This is a genomic window from Nocardioides sp. P5_C9_2 (genome assembly GCF_054049555.1).
This window is the reverse complement of sequence record NZ_JBFUMD010000015.1, coordinates 1-18,764: the sequence shown is the minus strand read 5'-3', so window position 1 is coordinate 18,764 and position 18,764 is coordinate 1. Positions and strand designations below refer to the sequence as shown.

Below are 18,764 nucleotides of genomic sequence, written 5' to 3'. Positions count from 1 at the left end.
AAGGTGCGTTGCTCCTCGAACGTCGGAGGCGGGTCGATGAAGGGCTTCTGCAGGGACCACTCCATCGACACCTCACGCTCGTCCTCCGCGGTGTCGCAGGCCAGCTCGGTGCCGAGGCCGCCGCCCGGGACGTCGACCTCGCGGACCTCCTGGGGGGTGCCGGTGATCTCGGCGAGCTGCTCGGCGGTGACCAGGCACGTGGTCCCGGGCTCGGCGCCGGAGGGGGCCGGCGGCGGTGACGCCGCCTCGTCGCCGCAGCCCCCCGCGACGAGGACGAGCGCCAGGACGGCGGCGGACAGCACGGTGCGCGACATGCCCGGCACCCTCTCAGGCCGTCATCGGGCCGGGATCGGTGGGCGCACCCGGCACCGGGACCTCGTACAGGGGACCGGGTGCCATCAGGTTCTCGTCCTCGTGGTCCTCGTCGTCCTCCTCGTCCGGCTGGGCGGTCTCGCCCTCGAGGTCCTCGAGGCGGTCGTTGAGGCTCTCCTCCTCGTCGCTGGAGCCGGTCTCGACCTCCACGCCGATCTCGCCGAGCGTCTTCTCGTACGCCGGCAGGTCGACGTGCGGCAGGCCGCTGAGCCCGCCGTCCGGGTTGATCGTCGGCAGCTGCTCGACGGCGTCCCTGATCTCCTGCATGGTCCTGAGGGCGTCGGACATCACCCCGGCCCAGGCCTTGATCTCCTCGGCCAGCCCGAAGCAGGCCTCGATGATGTCCTTGCACTCCATGATGTCGTCGTAGATGTCGGTGACGGCCGAGAAGCCCTTCTGCACGAGCTCGGCGCTGAACCACACCCAGCCGGCCGGGCTGAGCTTGCTCGACAGCTTGCTCAGCAGCTTGGTCAGCTTGGTGGCCATCTTGACGAGCGCGTTCTCGACGGCGACCGCGATCTTCTCCGACATCCGGGAGATGGCTCCGAAGGCCGTGGAACCCTGGCCGATGATCTCGCCGACGGTCTTCATGACCGCGGCGTACAGGTTGAGGTGGACCATGAGGCGCATGGAGGTCTGCCCCTCCATGGCGAGGTGCACCTGGCCCGAGAGCCGGGTGAAGTTGAAGGCCCAGGCGCTGAACGCCGTGTCGATCTTGCTGCAGGCGTCGGCGTTGGCGCCGAGCAGCCTGTAGTTGCCGGCGAGCGGATAGACGATGTAGTCCTCGAGCGACTTCTTCGGCAGCGTCGGCAGGTGCACGCCGGGCACGTGGAGCCCGTTGAGGAAGTCGATGGCGTCATTGATGCCGTCGCGGGTGGCGTCGTAACCCTTCGACGTCATCTCCCAGGTGCTGTTGTGCTTGAGGGTGCCCTCGCTCTCCTCGGGCGCCTCCAGCTGCGAGAGGTCCTGGGGCTCGAAGGCCTTCACCGTGATCTTCACGTCGGGCATCGCGTCGAGGGCGTCGGAGTAGCGCCCCATCTGTACGTCGATCTCGTGGTCGACGCGGTTGAGCTCGGCCGCCGACTGGGCGATGGAGGAGATCATCTCCACCCAGCGCCTCTGGTACGTCGTGCGCACGGTGCTGAAGGCCGTGCCGAGCTTGGGCAGCTGATCGCCGATGGGCTTCAGCGCGCACGTGGGGTAGTCGAGGCCGGCGGTGTTGACGACGTGCTCCTGGAAGTACGTGTCGATCTCACCGGCCTGCAGGCCCACGTCTACCATGCTCTGCAGCATCGACTCGATGCTCGTCCACTCGATCCGCAGGGTCCCCGTCATGGCGGGTCACTGCCCCGTCGTCGTACCGGCGAAACGTCCGGGGATCAGTAGACGATCGCCTGGACGCCGTCGCGGAGGATCTCCTCAGTGAAGACGGCCGCACCGGCGATGGTGGCGCCGGCGACCAGGTCGGACTCCGCCAGCCCGCGGCGGGCGGCGCACTGGGAGCAGACGGTGAGCCGCCCCCCGCCCAGCACCACGTCGCGGAGGTCGGCCAGCGGCGTCGCCAGCGGCAGCGCGAACGACTCCGCCCGGCCCGGGACGGCGAACCACGCCGCCTCCCCGGTCAGCCACAGCGAGACGTCGGCGCCCGACGCGACGGCGGCGGCGGCCACCGTGAACGCCTGGTTGGCGCGCTCGGCGTCGTCCTCGCCGCAGGTGACCTTGACGACCAGGGAGCGCGACATGGGCTCACCCTAGACTCGGCCCATGCCCTTCGAGCTCCCCGACAACCTGCACCCCAACTGTGGCCCCGTCGCCTGGCTGCTGGGCACGTGGCGCGGCAACGGCCACGGCGACTACCCCACGATCGAGAAGTTCCAGTTCGGCCAGGAGCTGATCTTCACCCACGACGGCCGCCCCTTCTTCCACTACATGTCCCGCGCGTGGATCGTCGACGAGGACGGCGAGCTCGTCCGCGACGCCGCCATGGAGTCGGGCTTCCTGCGCTGCCCCGAGCCGGGCAAGGTCGAGTTCGTGCTCGCCCACAACATCGGCTTCTCCGAGATCTGGTACGGCGCCGCCGACGCCGGCAAGGTCGAGATGCACACCGCCGGTGTCGGCTACACCGAGACGGCCAAGGAGGTCACCGGCGGATCGCGGATGTACGGCAACGTCGAGGGCGACCTCCTCTACGCCTACGACATGGCCGCCGTCGGCCAGGAGCTCCAGCCGCACCTGTGGGCGCGGCTCAAGCGCGCGTGAGGTCCTGATGGGCGACGAGCTCGCGCAGCGGCTCCGGGGCAGCGGCTACCGGCTGACCCCGCAGCGCCAGCTGATCCTCGGCGCGGTCGAGGAGCTGGGCCACGCCACACCGGACGAGGTCCTCGCGGCTGTCCGGTCCCGGGCCAGCGCCGTCAACGCCTCGACCGTCTACCGCACCCTCGAGGTGCTCGAGGAGCTCGGGCTCGTCCGCCACGCGCACCTCAGCGACCGGGCGCCGACCTACCACTCGACGCGCGAGCCGGAGCACTTCCACCTCGTCTGCCGGAATTGCCACCGCGTCCGGTCGGTTGACCCTGGTGTGGTGGCCGCGCTGGTCGAGACGTTGCGGCGCGAGCACGACTTCGAGGTCGACCTGGGCCATCTGGCGATCTTCGGCCGCTGCACCGACTGCCCCCCACCGTCTGGAGACACCCCATGACCTCCCCGCTCCTCGGCCTCCCCGGCGCCGTCGCCGGCGACGGCATCGACGCCCCGGTCGCAGCCCACTACGGCTCCTTCCACGGCGAGCAGCGCCGCCTGGTCTCCGGTGACGGGTTCGTCGACCTGTCGCACCGCGACGTCGTACGCATCGAGGGTCCGGACCGGCTGACGTGGCTGCACTCGCTGACCACGCAGTACTTCGACGGCCTCGCGCCCGGGGTGTGGACGCAGGCGCTGGTGCTCAGCCCGCAGGGCCACGTCGAGCACGCCTTCGCCGGCGTCGACGACGGCACCGCCTTCGTCGCGCACACCGAGCCGGGCGCCGGCCGGGCCCTGGCCGACTTCCTGGACCGGATGCGGTTCATGATGCGCGTCGAGGTGAGCCTGGTGACCGACGACGTCGCCGTGGCCTGGCGGGTGACCGGCGACGGGGCGACGTACGACCTCGTGCCGCGTGACCGCCTCGAGGAGTACGCCGCCGCGGCCGGCACCGCCGCCGGCCTGTGGGCCTTCGAGGCGCTGCGCATCGAGCGCGGCGAGCCCCGCTTCGGCATCGACACCGACCACCGCACCATCCCCAACGAGGTCGGCTGGATCGGCCCGGCCGTGCACCTCGACAAGGGCTGCTACCGCGGCCAGGAGACGGTCGCCCGGGTGCACACGCTCGGCCGCCCGCCGCGGCGGCTCACCCTGCTGCACCTGGACGGCTCGGAGAACCGGCTGCCCGCGCCCGGCAGCGCGGTGACCCTGCCCGGCTCCGAGCGCCCGGTCGGCTTCCTCGGCTCCAGCGCCCGCCACCACGAGCTCGGCCCGATCGGGCTGGCGCTGCTCAAGCGCAACGTGCCGGTCGACGCCGAGCTGGTCGTCGACGCGATGCCGGCCGCCCAGGAGGTCGTGGTCGACCCCGAGGTCGGGCTGCACGTCCGCCCGCAGCTGTGAGCCTGCTGGAGCGCATCGAGGCGGTGGCCGCCGCGGCCGAGGCCGCCGACGGTGTGGCTCCGCTCGACGAGTCGACCTGGCTCTGGCTCCGGTCGGGCGGGTGGCCCGAGCGCCGCGACGGGGTCGGGGACGTGGTGCGGCCCACCGGCTTCCTGCTCCGCCGCGGGGACGAGGTGCACCTCGTCATCCACCCCGACCACCGCCGTCAGGGTCTCGGGGCCGCGTCGCTGGCCACGGTCGAGGGTCCCGCGACCGCGTGGTCGCACGGCAACCACCCCGCGGCGGCCCGGCTGGCGGCCGAGCACGGCTTCGACCGGGTCCGCGACCTGTGGGTGATGCGGCGCCCGGCCTCCGAGCCGCTGCAGGAGCTCGACGACCCGCGGATCCGGTCCTACCGCGACGGCGACGCCACCGAGCTGCTCCGGGTCAACGCCGCGGCGTTCGCGCACCACCCCGAGCAGGGCGGCCTCGACGAGGCCGGACTCGCCGCGCGGATGGCCGAGCCGTGGTGGGACCCGGCCGGGCTCCTGGTCGCCACCGACGGGGACCGGATGCTCGGCTTCCACTGGACCAAGCAGCACGACGCGCGCCTGGGTGAGGTGTACGTCGTCGGCATCGACCCGTCCGCCCAGGGCCAGGGCCTGGGTCGGGCGCTCACCCTCGCCGGCCTGCACCACCTGCACGCCCGCGGCGTGGACGAGGTGCTCCTCTACGTCGAGTCGGACAACACGGCCGCGCTCGCGACGTACTCCCGGCTCGGCTTCACGCACGCCGACGTTGACACCCACGTGATGTACGCCCGGGGCTGAGGGAGCTCGAGACCCGGCGCTGCGACCTGAGTCAGTGGGTGACTCAGCTTCCAGCGGCGAGCGTGGTCGGGGTGGTGCTGCGACCTGAGTCAGTGGGTGACTCAGCTTCCAGCGCCGAGCGTCACCGCTCAGGCGTCCGACGTCTCCGCGGTCGGCGCTCCGTCGCGCTCGGCGGCCTTGTCCTTCGACGGCAGCACGAAGCGGTAGCCGACGTTGCGGACGGTGCCGATGAAGTGCTCGTTCTCGGGGCCGAGCTTGGCGCGCAGCCGGCGGACGTGGACGTCGACGGTGCGGGTGCCGCCGAAGTAGTCGTAGCCCCACACCTCCTGGAGCAGCTGCTGGCGGGTGAAGACGCGCCCCGGGTGCTGGGCGAGGAACTTGAGGAGCTCGAACTCCTTGTAGGTCAGGTCGAGCGAGCGTCCGCTGACCTTGGCGGTGTACGTCGCGTCGTCGACCACGACCTCGCCGGTGCGGATGACGTGGGCGGCCGGGTCGTCGGCCTCGCGCTGGGCGGCGAGGCGGCCGATGGCGAGCCGGATCCGCGCCTCGAGCTCGGCGGGCCCGCAGGTGTGGAGCACGACGTCGTCCATGGCCCAGTCGTGCGCGACGACGGCGAGCCCGCCCTCGGTGACGACGAGGAGGACCGGGACGTCGGTGCCGGTGGTGCGGATCAGGCGGCACAGGTCGCGTGCGTGGGCGAGCTCCTGCCGGCCGTCGACGAGGAGCAGGTCGGACTCGGGGGCCTCGAGCAGCGCGCTGCCCTCGGAGGGGAGGATCCGGACCGAGTGGCCGAGCAGGGCCAGGCCGGGCAGCACCTCGGCCGAGGGCTGGAGTGCGCTCGTCAGCAGCAGCAGGGTGCTCATGGCCGTCTCCTCCGGTGGGGCGGATAGGGAAGGATATCGAGCCATGACCTCCGGCACCGATCGAACGCACGAGCGTGAGACGGCTGTGACCGTCCACTACTGGGCCGCGGCGCGGGCCGCGGCGGGCGTCGCGAGCGAGGACTTCGCCGTCGACGGGCCACTCACGTTGGCCGAGCTGGTACGCCGCGTGGTCGCCGCGCACCCCGGCCGGGAGGTCGAGCGGGTGGTCGGCGTCTGCTCGGTGCTGGTCGGCGACCAGCCCGTCGGGTCGCGGGATCCGGGGTCCGTGGTAGTGCGTCCGGGGGACGTCGTGGAGCTGCTGCCGCCGTTCGCCGGCGGCTGACCTGACAACGCACGAGTGCCCCGGCGGAGCGATCCGCCGGGGCACTGTGCTGTGCGGGACTGTGCTGGTGCGGCGGGCCTCAGGCCTCGATCGCCGTACGCCCGGAGCTGCCGCTGGTGACCTCGATCTTGCGGGGCTTGGCCTTCTCGGCCACGGGGACCCGCAGGCGCAGGACGCCGCCGTCGTACGCCGCCTCGATCCGGTCGAGGTCGAGGTTGTCGCCGAGGACGAGCTGGCGGCTGAACATGCCGCGGGGCCGCTCGGAGGCGAGCAGCTCCCAGTCGCCGTTGCGGGCCACCCGCTCGGCGCGCACGGTGAGGACGTTGCGCTCGACGTCGAGGTCGATGGAGTCCGGGGCGACGCCGGGCAGGTCGAACTCGATGGTGAAGGTGTCGCCCTCGCGCCACGCGTCCATCGGCATGACCGCCGGGCGGTTGGTCGTGCCGAGCAGCTGCTGCGCCAGGCGGTCGAAGTCACGGAACGGGTCGGTGGTGCGGATCAACATGATCTCCTCCCGGGGACGGGGTCGCCGGCTCGGCGACCTGTACTGTTGGTTACAGGTTTTATATACCTCGCAGCACGTACGACGTTCAAGTCCCCCAGTCGTGGAGCTCCAGGAGGATGCGTGACCGGACCGACGGTGGGCGTCTTCGCGATCTCGGTGGCCGCCGAGATGGCCGGGACCAACATCCAGAACCTCCGGGTCTACGAGCGCCGCGGCCTCGTCGAGCCGGACCGGACGGAGGGCGGTACCCGGCTCTACAGCCGCGACGACGTGGACCGGATCGGGCGGATCCGCGACCTGCTGGACCTGGGGCTCAACCTGGCCGGCATTGCTGTGGTGCTGCAGCTGGAGGCCGACAACGCCCGCCTGCGCCACGAGGTACGCCGCCTCCGCGAGGCCCGGCGGTCGTGAGCCGGCTCGGCCCCGGCCGGCGCCGCGGAACAAGGGAGGGCCCGCGCCGGTTGCGCCCTGCATGACCACCGGTGCCTGGATCCTCGTCGCCGCCGTCGTCCTGGCGCTCGCGGTCGGACTGTGGCGGGCGGCCACCGACGGCAGGTTCCGTGGGACGCACCGCGTGCGCGACGCCGCGGCCCCTGACGCCGTCGCCGCCGCCATCACTGCGGAGGGAGCTGAGCCCGACACCGTCGAGACCCCGCCCGGAGCCGCGCTGGTCGCCGAGGTCGGCGAGGCGCTGGGGGAGCGGGCCACGCTGCTGCAGTTCAGCAGCGCGTTCTGCGCCCCGTGCCGGGCGACGCGGCGCGTCCTGGCCGACGTGGCCGAGGTCGTCCCCGGCGTGACGCACGTCGAGGTCGACGCCGAGCACCACCTCGAGGCCGTACGCCGCCTGGGCGTGCTCCGCACCCCGACCACCCTCGTGCTCGCGGCCGACGGGTCCGAGGTGACCCGGGCGGCCGGGGCGCCCCGCAAGGAGCAGGTCCTCGCCGCGCTCGCCTCGGTGGACTGACCGAGGAACACTGCCACTCGGTCTGCAGCCTTCGGCCACGTATGGGCGAGGCGTGTCCGTCACCGCGTTCGGAGCGGTCGGAGGCAACGCGACCCTCGACACCGCGGCCTTCCGGGCCGCCTTCGACTCCGGACTGGGGGCCGTGTTCGTGCCCGAGCCCCCGTCTGGGCTGGCCTACGAGGTCAACGCCCCCATCACCCTCGTCTACGCGGACTCCTCCAAGGGCCTCATCGGTGTGGGCAACGGCCTCGTGCCGATCAACTACAGCGGCACCGGCTACCTGCTCACCAGCGTCTCCGCCGCCGCCGCCGACCCCTCACAGGGCACCACCGACGTCCTCGTCAGTGGCGTCAAGATCGACGGCGGCCTCAACACCGTGAGCGACGGCGCCTTCCACTTCGACGGCGGCTACAGCCTCAACTTCGACCGCGTCGAGGTCCGCCGCTTCTCCAAGGTCGGGGCGGTCGGCGTCGACCTGCTCAACTGCTTCTCGATCGACTGGGCGCGGTCGAACGTCCTGCGGGTCGAGAACGGCACCGGCATCCGCATCGGCGGCAGTCTCCAGCAGGTGACCAACGTCCACCTCCAGGACTTCCTGCTCCAGCGCAACGCGGTCGGCCTCGACATCTCCACGGGCATCACGGGCGGCGGCCTCCAGCTCGACAACGGCGCCATCCGCGCCAACGACGGCAGCACCGCCGTCCGCTGTACCGGCAAGTTCGCCAACATGACGTTCGGGCCCGCCCTGCACGTCGAGTCCGAGACCGCCATCGGCACCAACGCGACCACCGGATTCAAGTTCTCCGGCGCATCCTTGTTCACCTCCGTCGTGCGCTTCGACGGCCTCGACTTCTCCAACGTCAAGACGCTGCTCGACCTCGATGGCTCGGCCGGCACGCTGCGCAACGTCACGCTCGACAACATCTACGCCACGGCCTTGGCCGGCCTGGCCGGTACCGCGTTCAAGCTCAACAACGTGGGCCTGCGGTTGAAGCTCGGGACCTACAACGTCTCCGCCGACTACACGACGGTCTTTAACCTCACCAACACCGACCTTACCGACCCGATCTTCGTACCCGCCACCGCGTTCACGGCGGTCGGCATCGGCACCCCGATCCTGTCCCACCAGCTCCGGTGGACCGTGCAGCTTCTCGACCCCGCAACATCCGAGATCATCGCCGCGACCGTCGAGTTGCCGCGCAACTGGAACACCTACGCCATCGACGCCGTGTGGGCCAACGTCGGCGCGGGGACGGGAGCCGTGGTCCTCCGGGTAGACAACACCACCAGGGGCAACGGGGAGACGCTGGCGACCCCTCCGCCGCCACCTCCGTCACCGCCACGGCGGGGGCGACGAACGTCGTGGTCACCACAACCCTGATCGCCTCGGCGCAGAACACCTCTGGCGAGATGCTCGTCCTCGATCTTGTGCGCGCGGGCGCGGATGCGGCGGACACGCTCGCCAACGACATCGGCCTGCTCGGGCTCAGGCTGCGCCGCGTCGGGTGATGACGCCGAGTCTTGCGAGTCGCTCTGCGACCGCGGGGACGATCAGATCCTGATAGTCAGGCGTGATATGGACCTGGTCGCTCTTCATCGGAGTCTTGCCTACGAAGGGTGGGCAGAGTCCGTCTGCGCAGAACCAGTCTCGGCTGTCGACGAACAGGCCACCCAAGGAAGCCGCCATCCGTCTCTCGGCGGCTGCCTGGTTCTGCCACTGGGGAGTGACGGAACTGATGCAATTCGACGGGCTCGACACTCGCGAGTAGCACTCTGAGAGGTTCACGTCAGAAGGTGGTGGTGACAGAAGCACGATCCGCCCAACCGCACCCCGGATCCGCTTCAGCATCTTGGTCGAGCTGTCCGCCCACTGATCTGAGGTTAATGGATCAGTCGACCCGACCGGCACCCGGGGTTCATAGGTGTTCGTCACGAAGAGAACGTCGGGCCGTATCCGCTGAATCGCGGCGACCGCCTGAGCCTTGCGGTCTTCGCAGGCCGCGGTGATCGCCGCATCGGGATTCGAGATGAGCGTCGAGGTGAACGCACACCCGAAGGTGCCCGCCGAGGTCAATGCCCAGTCCTTCGGCAATGCTTGACGAAGGACGGAAACGTAGGTCATCGACACCGAATCGCCGACGATGACCGCGCGTCGCTTCGGGGACGTCGAGCCCCACGTGCAGGCGACGGTGTCGAGTGTGCCGCGCTGCCCGCACGGCATGATGTCCGCTGGCGCTTCGGGTTCCTCAATGGCCGCGTCCATCGTCAGGTTGAGGGTCCTGGGCCATGCCTCAGCGGCCAGCGCAGCACGGATCTGCACCTGCAGGTCGGCAACTGCTGGGGTGAACTGCGCTGCCGCCTCCTTCTCGACCTGCCTTTGCTCCACGGCGTCCAAACCGCCGACGGACTCGGCGGGGCGCAGCGCCACAGCGCACACGACTGCGGCGCACAGAACGAGCCCGCTGAACGCCAGGTCTCGTCGACCCGACCACGCACTCGGTGTGACACGACGCAACCGCCGAGCATCTGGCTCCAGCCACGTTGACCTCCTGATGGGGTCCTCGACCAGGTGGTACGAGTAGACCGAGATCACCAGCATCACGGCTGCCAACAGGGCCAGCGTCACATTGCCCTCCCCCAGCGCGGCGGTTCCCAAGATCGTCACAGGGAAGTGCCAGAGGTAGAGCGAGTACGAGATATCTCCGATATAGCCGCTGGCCCTGTTGGTGAGCGGGAAGAGGAACCGCTGCTGATCGAGGTGATCGGGGAATGTACCGGCGGCGATCACGAGCGTCGTAGCAAGCACCGGCAGTGCGGCCCACGGGGCGGGGAATGACACCTCGGGCGAGACGATCCACAGCGATGCGAGCATCGTAGCGAACCCAACCCAGGCCAGCGCTGGCCGGACCGCATCGGGGATCTTGTGCGCGAGCGGTGCGGTAACGGCGAGGAGAGCGCCGATGCCCAGCTCCCATGTCCTCGAGAAGGTCGAGAAGTACGCCTGGTTGGGGTTCGTCGCGGTCTCGTGAATTGCCCAAATGAATGACCCGACGGTGACCATGAGGAGCGCGAGTCCGACGTATACCCGGGCACGCGTGAGTCTCATCCTGTTGCGGATGAGAAGGGCAAAGATGGCCAGCATTAGCCACGGCCATACGAAGTAGAACTGCTCCTCGACTGACAGCGACCAGYAATGCTGGATCGGCGAGATCGGGCCACCCGCCTCGAAGTAGTTCGTCGACTCGGCAGCGAAGCGCCAGTTCCCGGCGAACAGAGCAGCCCAGACAGCGTCGACCAAGGTGTCCCGAGCGCGGGTGCCTCCAAAGACGAACGCGGACGCGAGCACGGTGACGACGAGGACAAGGATCGACGCGGGGATGATGCGCTTGATGCGGCGTCGGTAGAACCCGACGAACGAGATGTGGCCAGTCTTTTCATGCTCGCGGAGCAGAATGCCTGTGATCAGGAACCCCGAGATCACAAAGAATATGTCGACTCCGACGAATCCGCCGTTCGGCCAGTGAAGCAAATGGTCGAGGATCACCGCGACCACCGCGAAGGCACGAAGGCCCTGAATGTCCCAGCGTCCCTTCGCCTGTCGCGGACGCCTGCGGAGCAGGTGCTGACGGCGGTGCGGGCAGTACTGGTGCTTGGCACGGCAACGCATCTCGCCTTCCCATCGCGATGCCGCGGTCCCTACGAAGGGCAGAGCTCTAAGGTCCGTCACGTCGACTCCTTGCTAGTCGGCCACGCCCGAGCCTGCCGCCAGCAGGTGTGCCGAGATCCCCCGCTTACTTTCCGGGGAGGAGGGTACGTCAACGTCGCCCTGACTGCCCCACTCGACCCGGTGTGCGGCAGCCTGCCTGCAGGGCATTGATCGTTTGGTTAGGTGGCGGGCGCCCATAATGCGGACCGCAGGTCCACCTGTCGAGACGCGGGAATGAAGCGGGCCGCCAGATCCCTAGGGTCTACATCATGTCCTCGACCTGGCTCACCAAGCGACGCGCCGTGGATCACTGCCGCGTGCGCTCTGCCCTGTGTCGAATGCCCTGACGGGTCCGTCGATCATTCGCTCTTAAGTCCACCTAGTTACTGGACTATGCTGGTGGAGATCCGGACTCACGTCGAGCCCGTCCGGCCCTTCCCTGCAGGAGAGACATGTCCACGATCAACGAGCGCGCCACCGCCCCGGGTGCCACCCGAGGCGCCAGCCCCGCCAGCACGGGGATCGACCCGCGCGGTCCGCAGTTCACCGCGACCCTGACCGCGGTGGTGCYTGCCGCCGTCCTGCTGCTCGCGCCGCACCCCGTCGGCGTCGCGCTGCTCGCCGTACAGACCGTGCTCTTCGCGGTCGGTGCGGTGGCCGGGGTGCAGCGCACCCCGCACGCGTGGCTGTTCCGCACGGTCGTCCGGCCGCGACTGGCGCCGCCCACCGAGCTGGAGGACCCGGCACCGCCCCGCTTCGCGCAGGGGGTCGGCCTGGCCTTCGCGCTGGTCGGCCTGGTGGCACTGCTGGTCGGTGCCACCGTCGTCGGCCAGGTCGCCGTCGGCCTCGCCCTCGTCGCGGCCCTGCTCAACGCGGTCTTCGCGTTCTGCCTGGGCTGCGAGCTCTACCTGATCGGCGCCCGCCTGCGCCCGACCAGCTGAACGCCCACGACACCCGCAAACACCCGAGCACACCCCAGATCTCACACACAAGGAGCAATCACATGAGCCGCGAGTCTTCGCTCGTCACCGCCCAGTGGGTCGAGGACAACCTCGACACCGCCGGCGTCGTCCTCGTCGAGGTCGACGAGGACACCTCGTCGTACGACAAGGGCCACATCAAGGGCGCCATCAAGCTCGACTGGACCACCGACCTGCAGGACCAGGTCCGTCGCGACTTCGTCAGCAAGGCGCAGTTCGAGGCCCTCCTGTCCGAGCGTGGCGTCAGCAACGACGACACCGTGGTCCTCTACGGCGGCAACAACAACTGGTTCGCCGCCTACGCCTACTGGTACTTCAAGCTCTACGGCCACCGCGACGTCAAGCTGATGGACGGCGGCCGCAAGAAGTGGGAGCTCGACTCCCGCGAKCTCACCGACGAGCTGCCCGTCCGCGAGCGGACGTCGTACACCGCCTCCGAGCAGGACCGCTCGATCCGCGCCTTCCGCGACGAGGTCGTGGCCGCCATCGGCACCCAGAACCTCGTCGACGTGCGCAGCCCCGACGAGTACGCCGGTCGGCTGCTCGCCCCGGCCCACCTCCCGCAGGAGCAGGCCCAGCGCGCCGGCCACGTGCCCACCTCGGTCAACGTGCCGTGGAGCAAGAACGCCAACGACGACGGCACCTTCAAGTCCGACGAGGACCTCATCGCCCTCTACGACGAGGTCGGCTTCGACACCGACAAGGACACCATCGCGCTGTGCCGCATCGGGGAGCGGTCCTCGCTGACGTGGTTCGTGCTGACCGAGCTCCTCGGCCGGAAGAACGTGAAGAACTACGACGGCTCCTGGACCGAGTACGGCTCCCTGGTCGGCGTCCCGGTCGCGCTCGGCGACGAGCCCGGTCAGGCGGACGCCTGATGTGCGGCGCCAGTGAGGGCGGGCTGTCGCTCGACGGCGTCAACGTCGCCAAGGAGGCCGTGATCCAGGGCCAGGTGCTGCGCGACTCCGAGCCGGTCCCCAACGCCTACGTGCGGCTGCTCGACGGCACCGGCGAGTTCACCGCCGAGGTCCCGACGAGTGCCACGGGGCACTTCAGGTTCTTCGCCGGCGACGGCGAGTGGACGCTGCGGACCCTGGCCCCCAAGGCCGACCCGGTGGACACCCGGGTGGTCGCCGCCACCGGTTCCGTGGCGGAGGTCGCGGTCGCGATCTGACGCGAGGCGATCTCTCGCCCCGTAGGGGTGGACGTTCCTTGAACCTCCCCATCGTGCCTCGCACGATGGGGAGGTTCGCCAATTCGGGGCGGACCTGTCGCAGCGAGGAGCCGCACATGACCGAGCAGGACGCCAGCACCGAGGCCAGGACCGAAGCACTGCGCAACGTCGTCGACCGGGTGACGTCGTGGCAGGAGAGCGCCACCGACGGGACGATCCGCGCCGAGCTGGACTCCGCCCTCGAGGAGGTCGGGATCGACCTCTCCGACGCCCAGCGGGACCGCGTGACCCAGCAGATCTCCGACGGCCAGGACGTCGACGTCGAGGCCCTGGGCGCCGAGCGCGCCTGAGGCCCCGCACGCCCGTCGGGACCCCGGGACCCCGGGACCACCCCGACGGGCGTGACGAAGCCCTCGCCACCCCTCCGGGTCTGACGACCACCTGATCCCGCTGCGAACGTGGGGTGATGAAGGCACTCACCTGGCAAGGCAAGCGCGACGTCCGCGTCATCGACGTACCGGACCCCCGCATCGAGGAGCCGACGGACGCGGTGATCAAGGTGACGTCGACCGCGATCTGCGGCTCGGACCTCCACCTCTACGAACCGCTCGGCCCGTTCCTGAGTGCCGGCGACGTACTCGGCCACGAGACGATGGGCGTCGTCGAGGCGGTCGGCCCCGACGTCACCCACATCGCCGCGGGTGACCGCGTGGTGATCCCGTTCAACATCTCGTGCGGCCACTGCTGGATGTGCGAGCGCGGCCTGATGGCCGCCTGCGAGACCACCCAGGTCCGCGCGCAGGGCAAGGGCGCCGCCCTCTTCGGCTACACCGAGCTCTACGGGTCGGTGCCCGGCGGCCAGGCGGAGTACCTGCGCGTCCCGCAGGCCCAGTTCGGCCCGATCAAGGTCCCCGAGGGCGTCGCCGACGAGCGCTTCCTCTACCTCTCCGACATCCTGCCCACCGCGTGGCAGGGCGTGGAGTACGCCGAGGTGTCCGAGGGCGACACGCTCCTCGTCGTGGGCCTCGGCCCGGTCGGGCAGCTCGCGACCCGCATCGCCCAGCACCGCGGCATCCGGGTGCTGGCCGTCGAGCCGGACCCGTTCCGGGCCGGCGTGGCCCGCCAGCGCGGCGTCGAGATCATCGAGGCCTCCAAGCCCGAGGACGTCRCCGCCGCGGTCCGCGACCTCACCGGCGGCCGGGGCGCCGACGGCACCCTCGACGCCGTCGGCATGGAGGCCCACGGCACCCCGATCGCGGAGACCGCGATCAAGTCGGCCGGGTTCCTGCCCGACGCGGTGGCTAAGCCGCTGATGAAGTCGGTGGGCATCGACCGGCTGGGCGCCCTGCGGTCCGCGATCTCATCGGTACGCCGCGGCGGCACCGTGTCGATCTCCGGCGTCTACGGCGGGATGAGCGACCCGTTCCCGATGATGGAGATGTTCGACAAGGGCATCAGCATGCGCATGGGGCAGTGCCACGTGAAGCGCTGGATCGACGACATCGTCCCGGTGGTGATGGAGGACGGCGACCCGCTGGGCCTCGAGACCCTCGCGACGCACCGGCTCCCGCTCACCGAGGCGCCGGCGGCGTACCAGATGTTCCGCGACAAGGACGACGAGTGCCTCAAGGTGGTCCTCAAGCCGTGAGCGATGCCGACGTACGCGCCCCGCTGCCGCAGCCGCGCGGTCCGCTCTCCGGGGCGGTGGCCACCACCCTGGGGCGGCGTCCCGGGGTGGTGCACCTGGCCTCGGACGTCGAGCACGCCCTCGGCGCGCTCGACGACGCGGCGGGCTACGTGCACGACGAGGACGCCCAGCTGGCGCTGTGGATGCTCCTCGAGCTGCACCACCGCGGCTTCGCGGGGGTGGACGACGGCTGGGAGTGGCACCCGGAGCTGGCCCGGATCCGGGCGGCCCTCGGTCGTCGGCTCGAGGAGATCGTGCTGGCCGAGGTGACCGAGGAGATCGACGGGCAGGTCCCGGCGATGCTCCGCGACCCTGCCGAGACCTTCTTCGCGCTGGTCGGGAACGGAGGCGGCTCGCCGCTGGCGCGTCACGTGCGCCGCCGGGCGACCCTCGAGCAGTGGCGCGAGCTGCTGATGCTCAAGTCGGTCTTCCAGCTCAAGGAGGGCGACGCGCACTCGTGGGCCATCCCGCGCGCGCACGGCGCGGTCAAGGTCGCGCTCACCGAGATCCAGTACGACGAGTACGGCTCCGGCGACCCGGCCCGCCAGCACGCGACGCTCTTCGCGCAGGCGATGGAGGCCAGCGGTGTGGACCCGACGTACGCCGCCCACGTCGACCGGGTGCCCGCGGTGGTGCTGGCGGTCAACAACTTCATGGCCGTGTGCGGCCTCCAGCGCCGGCTGCTCGGCGCGACGCTCGGCCACCTCGCGATGTACGAGGCGACCAGCTCGCTGCCGCACGGGATGTACGCCGCCGCGGCCCGGCGGCTGGGCCTGCCGGAGGAGGTCGCGGACTACTTCGACGAGCACGTGACGGCCGACGTCATCCACGACCAGATCGCGGTGCGCTCGATGTGCGCGCCCTTCGTCGACGGCGATGCCGACCGGGCCGAGCAGGTGCTCCTCGGGGCGCTGGGCGGCGCCTGGCTCGACGACCAGATGGCCGACGTGGTCCTGGCCGCGTGGGCGGAGGACGCCAGCGCGCTGCTGCCCGCGCCGCCCGGGCGACCGCGAGGCGGCACCCCCCGGCTCCAGGTCTGCCCCGACGGGCCGGTGCTGGTCCGGGGCGCCGAGGAGTGGGTGGACCGCGAGGGCACGGTGCACGCCCTCACCCGGCCCGTCACCGCCGTGTGCCGGTGCGGGGGCTCGGCCCAGCAGCCGTGGTGCGACGGCACGCACAAGGTCCTGACCTGACCCTCACCCCCGCGCGGGGGGTCCCGTCGCCGCCCGGCCGCACTAGAGTGCGGCTCGGCGACAGGGAGTGGGGAGGGCGGCACGTGATGGACCAGATCGGCGACAGCCTGCTGCGGCTGGCGATGCAGCACTCGCCCGTCGGCATGATGCTGGTGTCGCCGGCCGGGGAGATGCTGGCGGTCAACGACGCCGCCTGCCGAATGCTGGGCTACGACCGTGCGGACCTGCTGATGACCCGCTGGCAGGACGTCACCCATCCCGACGACCTGGCCTCCGACGTCCACCTCGTCGAGGACGTCCTCGCGGGCGTGCGGTCGTCGTACCGGTTGAGCAAGCGCTACGTCCGCAAGGACGGCTCGGTGCTGTGGGGCGACCTGTCCGTGGCGCTGCTGCGCGACGAGGACGGCACCCCGCGGCACTTCATCTCGCAGATCCTCGACGTCACCGAGCAGCGGGAGTCCGCCGAGCAGCTCGCGGATGCCAACGCCACGATCGAGAAGCAGTCGCGGACCGTCGCGGCGATCTACGACGCCGTCGACGTGGGGCTGGTGCTGATCGACCGGTCCGGACGCTACGAGCAGATGAACCGTCGCCACCGCGACTTCATGGCGCTGGCCTACCCCGAGGGGCACCACGGGATGGCCGGCCAGACGGGGGAGGTCTACGAGCCGGACGGGGAGACCCTGATGGCCCGTCGTGACCTGCCGTCGCTGCGCGCCAGCGTGGGCGACGAGTTCGACGACGTCCGGCTCTGGGTGGGCTCGGACCCCGCGACCCGGCGGGCGCTGTCGGTCTCGGCGCGCTCCACCCGCCGCCCGGACGGGACGTTCATCGGCGCGGCGCTGGCCTACAAGGACGTCACCGACTTCATGCGGGCCCTCGCGGTCAAGGACGAGTTCGTCGCGTCGGTCTCCCACGAGCTGCGGACGCCGCTGACCTCGGTGCTGGGGCACCTGGAGATGCTCGCCGCGCGCGAGGACCTGCCCGGCGACATCCGGGCGCAGCTGGCGGTGGTCGACCGCAACGCCGCCCGCCTCCAGATGCTGGTCTCCGACCTCCTGTACGTCGCGCAGGAGGCCGACGCGGCCCTCCACATGGTCCGGGTGGCAGCCGACGCGGCGGCGATCGTGCGCGACTCGGTCGAGGCCGCCCGTCCGGTGGCCAACGCCTCTAAGGTCGCGCTGGTCGCGGACCTGCCGGAGACCCGCGTCGCGATGTGCGACCCCCAGCGGCTGCGGCAGGTCGTCGACAACCTGGTGTCCAACGGGATCAAGTACACCGACGCGGGCGGCGAGGTGCGGATCGAGCTGCCGCTGGTCGAGGACCGGTTGGAGGTGCAGGTGTCGGACAACGGCATCGGCGTTGGGCCCGAGGACCTCGAGCGCCTCTTCTCGCGCTTCTACCGCGCCGACAGCGAGCGGGTCCGCCTCACGCCCGGCACGGGCCTCGGCCTCAACATCGTGCGCTCCATCGTGGAGGGCTGCGGGGGAGGGGTCCGGGTCGACAGCGAGGTGGGGGTGGGGAGCACCTTCACCGCGTGGATCCCGTACGTCGCTCCCGGCGACGAGTGAGCGGCGAGCGACGGACCGCCGGATGCAGCGTCGCCCTGTTCGGCTACGTGATGGTGCTGCTCATGGTGGTCCTCACCCCGAGCACCGGGGCTCCCGACCGGGTCCTGGCCGAGCTCACCGACGTGGCGATGGCCGCCGGGGCCCCGCGCCGCCCCATGACCGGCAACGTCGTCGAGATCGTGCTCAACGTCCTGATGACGGCTCCGTTGACGGCCCTCGCCTCGGTGCTGTGGCCCGATCCGTCCTGGCGGGACTGGACGGCCTGGGCGTTCGTGACCTTCGGCGCCGTGGAGGCGGTCCAGGGCCTGCTGCTGCCGGGACGGCACGGGTCGTTCTCCGACGTCGTCGCCAACACGGCCGGCTGCTGCCTCGGGGCCGTCCTGGTGGTGGTCGTATGCCGGGCGCAGGGCCGCCGGTCGGCTCGCCGGCTCTCGAGCGGGACCCTGCCCGACTGATCAGGAGCGGGCGCGCGTGGCCTTCTGCTCGTCGGCGGTGGTGTCGACGTAGGCGTCGGGGGCATAGCCGTAGTGGGCGTAGTTGCCGGCCCCGACGTTGCGGCGCGAGACCCGGTTGAGGATCACGCCGAGCGGTCGGGCGTGCACCGCGTGGAGGTGCTCGATGGCCGTGGTGAGCTCGGTGTCGAGGGTGCGTCCGGCGCTCACCGCGATCAGGGCGCCGTCGGCGTTGTGGGCGACCACGGCGGCGTCGGTGACCGGGAGGAGGGGCGGTGCGTCCAGGACGACCATCCCGCGGACCGACAGCTCGGCGATGACGGCGCGCATGGCCTTGGACCCGAGGATCTCGCTCGGGTTGGGCGGCCTGGTGCCCGAGGTCAGCACCGTCATGTTGGCGATGTCGGGGTGCCCCTGCACGGCGTCGGCGAGCTCGACCCGGCCGGCGAGCACGTCGGTGAGGCCGACCGTGTCGTCGAGTCCGAGGGCCTTCGACACGTTGGGAC

General features: G+C 70.8%; 24 protein-coding genes. 17 read left to right on the top strand and 7 right to left on the bottom strand.

What is annotated here, in order from left to right; translation table 11 throughout:
- The 3 genes from ACXJKL_RS01785 to ACXJKL_RS01775 all read right to left on the bottom strand — a co-directional run.
- The coding region (locus tag ACXJKL_RS01785; RefSeq protein WP_457205332.1) for a hypothetical protein at positions 1-314 on the bottom strand (314 nt) is incomplete at its 3' end.
- A 13-nt stretch (positions 315-327) separates the two neighbouring features.
- The gene (locus ACXJKL_RS01780; protein ID WP_457205331.1) at positions 328-1,707 is read right to left on the bottom strand and encodes a hypothetical protein; all 1,380 of its coding nucleotides are present in this window, start codon (positions 1,705-1,707) and stop codon (positions 328-330) included.
- Between the two features lie 44 nt (positions 1,708-1,751).
- A complete protein-coding gene (locus ACXJKL_RS01775; RefSeq protein WP_457205330.1) occupies positions 1,752-2,114 on the bottom strand; it encodes a DsrE family protein in 363 nt (120 codons plus the stop codon).
- 22 nt (positions 2,115-2,136) lie between these two features.
- On the opposite strand from ACXJKL_RS01775, the gene ACXJKL_RS01770 reads away from it, so the two are divergent.
- The 4 genes from ACXJKL_RS01770 to mshD are packed head-to-tail and all read left to right on the top strand — an operon-like array spanning position 2,137 to position 4,820.
- Positions 2,137-2,631 (top strand): FABP family protein, encoded by a 495-nt coding sequence (locus ACXJKL_RS01770; RefSeq protein WP_457205329.1) that lies wholly within the window; start codon positions 2,137-2,139, stop codon positions 2,629-2,631.
- A 7-nt stretch (positions 2,632-2,638) separates the two neighbouring features.
- On the top strand, positions 2,639-3,070 hold the full coding sequence (locus ACXJKL_RS01765; protein WP_457205328.1) for a Fur family transcriptional regulator: 432 nt from the start codon (positions 2,639-2,641) through the stop codon (positions 3,068-3,070).
- Complete coding sequence (gene ygfZ, locus ACXJKL_RS01760; protein ID WP_457205327.1) at positions 3,067-4,011, top strand: CAF17-like 4Fe-4S cluster assembly/insertion protein YgfZ; 945 nt, start codon at positions 3,067-3,069, stop codon at positions 4,009-4,011. The genes ACXJKL_RS01765 and ygfZ overlap by 4 nt, the downstream gene beginning before the upstream one ends.
- Positions 4,008-4,820 (top strand): mycothiol synthase, encoded by an 813-nt coding sequence (mshD, locus tag ACXJKL_RS01755; RefSeq protein WP_457205326.1) that lies wholly within the window; start codon positions 4,008-4,010, stop codon positions 4,818-4,820. Before ygfZ ends, mshD begins: the two co-directional genes overlap by 4 nt.
- Positions 4,821-4,948: 128 nt before the next feature.
- On the opposite strand, the gene ACXJKL_RS01750 is transcribed toward mshD, so the two are convergent.
- Positions 4,949-5,683: a winged helix-turn-helix transcriptional regulator gene (locus ACXJKL_RS01750; protein WP_457205325.1), complete on the bottom strand. Its 735-nt coding sequence runs from the start codon at positions 5,681-5,683 to the stop codon at positions 4,949-4,951.
- 43 nt (positions 5,684-5,726) lie between these two features.
- On the opposite strand from ACXJKL_RS01750, the gene ACXJKL_RS01745 reads away from it, so the two are divergent.
- Entirely contained in the window at positions 5,727-6,026 is a 300-nt protein-coding gene (locus ACXJKL_RS01745) for a MoaD/ThiS family protein (protein WP_457205324.1), read from the top strand.
- A 79-nt stretch (positions 6,027-6,105) separates the two neighbouring features.
- Here the strand turns inward: ACXJKL_RS01745 and ACXJKL_RS01740 are convergent, their stop codons facing one another.
- Complete coding sequence (locus ACXJKL_RS01740; RefSeq protein ID WP_457205334.1) at positions 6,106-6,528, bottom strand: Hsp20/alpha crystallin family protein; 423 nt, start codon at positions 6,526-6,528, stop codon at positions 6,106-6,108.
- Positions 6,529-6,651: 123 nt separating this feature from the next.
- Here ACXJKL_RS01740 and ACXJKL_RS01735 point away from each other — a divergent pair, with 123 nt between their 5' ends.
- The 4 genes from ACXJKL_RS01735 to ACXJKL_RS01720 all read left to right on the top strand — a co-directional run bounded on the left by ACXJKL_RS01735 (position 6,652) and on the right by ACXJKL_RS01720 (position 9,004).
- Positions 6,652-6,942, top strand: coding sequence for a MerR family transcriptional regulator (locus ACXJKL_RS01735; RefSeq protein ID WP_457205323.1), 291 nt, complete (start codon positions 6,652-6,654; stop codon positions 6,940-6,942).
- Positions 6,943-7,003: 61 nt separating this feature from the next.
- A complete protein-coding gene (locus ACXJKL_RS01730) occupies positions 7,004-7,495 on the top strand; it encodes a thioredoxin family protein (protein ID WP_457205322.1) in 492 nt (163 codons plus the stop codon).
- A gap of 52 nt (positions 7,496-7,547) precedes the next feature.
- Positions 7,548-8,876 carry a hypothetical protein gene (locus ACXJKL_RS01725; protein WP_457205321.1) on the top strand — a complete coding sequence of 443 codons (1,329 nt, stop codon included), beginning with the start codon at positions 7,548-7,550 and terminating at the stop codon, positions 8,874-8,876.
- Positions 8,858-9,004, top strand: a complete 147-nt coding sequence (locus ACXJKL_RS01720) for a hypothetical protein (RefSeq protein WP_457205320.1) — start codon at positions 8,858-8,860, stop codon at positions 9,002-9,004. The genes ACXJKL_RS01725 and ACXJKL_RS01720 overlap by 19 nt, the downstream gene beginning before the upstream one ends.
- Here ACXJKL_RS01720 and ACXJKL_RS01715 read toward each other — a convergent pair.
- Positions 8,982-11,162 (bottom strand): acyltransferase family protein, encoded by a 2,181-nt coding sequence (locus ACXJKL_RS01715; protein ID WP_457205319.1) that lies wholly within the window; start codon positions 11,160-11,162, stop codon positions 8,982-8,984. The two genes, ACXJKL_RS01720 and ACXJKL_RS01715, sit on opposite strands and share 23 nt — an antisense overlap.
- A gap of 491 nt (positions 11,163-11,653) precedes the next feature.
- Between ACXJKL_RS01715 and ACXJKL_RS01710 the strand changes: the two genes are divergently transcribed.
- From ACXJKL_RS01710 to ACXJKL_RS01675, 8 genes are all read left to right on the top strand, one after another.
- The gene (locus tag ACXJKL_RS01710; protein WP_457205318.1) at positions 11,654-12,142 is read left to right on the top strand and encodes a DUF4395 domain-containing protein; all 489 of its coding nucleotides are present in this window, start codon (positions 11,654-11,656) and stop codon (positions 12,140-12,142) included.
- A 62-nt stretch (positions 12,143-12,204) separates the two neighbouring features.
- Positions 12,205-13,059: a sulfurtransferase gene (locus ACXJKL_RS01705; RefSeq protein WP_457205317.1), complete on the top strand. Its 855-nt coding sequence runs from the start codon at positions 12,205-12,207 to the stop codon at positions 13,057-13,059.
- The gene (locus ACXJKL_RS01700; RefSeq protein WP_457205316.1) at positions 13,059-13,355 is read left to right on the top strand and encodes a DUF1416 domain-containing protein; all 297 of its coding nucleotides are present in this window, start codon (positions 13,059-13,061) and stop codon (positions 13,353-13,355) included. The genes ACXJKL_RS01705 and ACXJKL_RS01700 overlap by 1 nt, the downstream gene beginning before the upstream one ends.
- A 116-nt stretch (positions 13,356-13,471) precedes the next feature.
- Entirely contained in the window at positions 13,472-13,705 is a 234-nt protein-coding gene (locus ACXJKL_RS01695) for a hypothetical protein (RefSeq protein ID WP_457205315.1), read from the top strand.
- Between the two features lie 116 nt (positions 13,706-13,821).
- Positions 13,822-15,003, top strand: coding sequence for a zinc-dependent alcohol dehydrogenase (locus ACXJKL_RS01690; protein ID WP_457205314.1), 1,182 nt, complete (start codon positions 13,822-13,824; stop codon positions 15,001-15,003).
- The gene (locus ACXJKL_RS01685) at positions 15,000-16,235 is read left to right on the top strand and encodes an iron-containing redox enzyme family protein (protein WP_457205313.1); all 1,236 of its coding nucleotides are present in this window, start codon (positions 15,000-15,002) and stop codon (positions 16,233-16,235) included. Before ACXJKL_RS01690 ends, ACXJKL_RS01685 begins: the two co-directional genes overlap by 4 nt.
- An 86-nt stretch (positions 16,236-16,321) precedes the next feature.
- Positions 16,322-17,806, top strand: coding sequence for an ATP-binding protein (locus ACXJKL_RS01680; protein WP_457205333.1), 1,485 nt, complete (start codon positions 16,322-16,324; stop codon positions 17,804-17,806).
- Positions 17,773-18,261 (top strand): VanZ family protein, encoded by a 489-nt coding sequence (locus ACXJKL_RS01675; RefSeq protein WP_457205312.1) that lies wholly within the window; start codon positions 17,773-17,775, stop codon positions 18,259-18,261. Before ACXJKL_RS01680 ends, ACXJKL_RS01675 begins: the two co-directional genes overlap by 34 nt.
- On the opposite strand, the gene ACXJKL_RS01670 is transcribed toward ACXJKL_RS01675, so the two are convergent.
- On the bottom strand, positions 18,262-18,764 hold a 503-nt coding region (locus ACXJKL_RS01670), incomplete at its 5' end, for a CpsD/CapB family tyrosine-protein kinase (RefSeq protein WP_457205311.1).

Bases quoted from the DNA above. Each gene is read 5' to 3' on its own strand.
- ACXJKL_RS01765 (WP_457205328.1), top strand. From the start codon at position 2,639: ATGGGCGACGAGCTCGCGCAGCGGCTCCGGGGCAGCGGCTACCGGCTG.
- ACXJKL_RS01775 (WP_457205330.1), bottom strand. From the start codon at position 2,114: ATGTCGCGCTCCCTGGTCGTCAAGGTCACCTGCGGCGAGGACGACGCC.
- ygfZ (WP_457205327.1), top strand. From the start codon at position 3,067: ATGACCTCCCCGCTCCTCGGCCTCCCCGGCGCCGTCGCCGGCGACGGC.
- ACXJKL_RS01680 (WP_457205333.1), top strand. From the start codon at position 16,322: ATGGACCAGATCGGCGACAGCCTGCTGCGGCTGGCGATGCAGCACTCG.
- ACXJKL_RS01700 (WP_457205316.1), top strand. From the start codon at position 13,059: ATGTGCGGCGCCAGTGAGGGCGGGCTGTCGCTCGACGGCGTCAACGTC.
- ACXJKL_RS01750 (WP_457205325.1), bottom strand. From the start codon at position 5,683: ATGAGCACCCTGCTGCTGCTGACGAGCGCACTCCAGCCCTCGGCCGAG.
- ACXJKL_RS01695 (WP_457205315.1), top strand. From the start codon at position 13,472: ATGACCGAGCAGGACGCCAGCACCGAGGCCAGGACCGAAGCACTGCGC.
- ACXJKL_RS01730 (WP_457205322.1), top strand. From the start codon at position 7,004: ATGACCACCGGTGCCTGGATCCTCGTCGCCGCCGTCGTCCTGGCGCTC.
- ACXJKL_RS01770 (WP_457205329.1), top strand. From the start codon at position 2,137: ATGCCCTTCGAGCTCCCCGACAACCTGCACCCCAACTGTGGCCCCGTC.
- ACXJKL_RS01780 (WP_457205331.1), bottom strand. From the start codon at position 1,707: ATGACGGGGACCCTGCGGATCGAGTGGACGAGCATCGAGTCGATGCTG.
- ACXJKL_RS01745 (WP_457205324.1), top strand. From the start codon at position 5,727: ATGACCTCCGGCACCGATCGAACGCACGAGCGTGAGACGGCTGTGACC.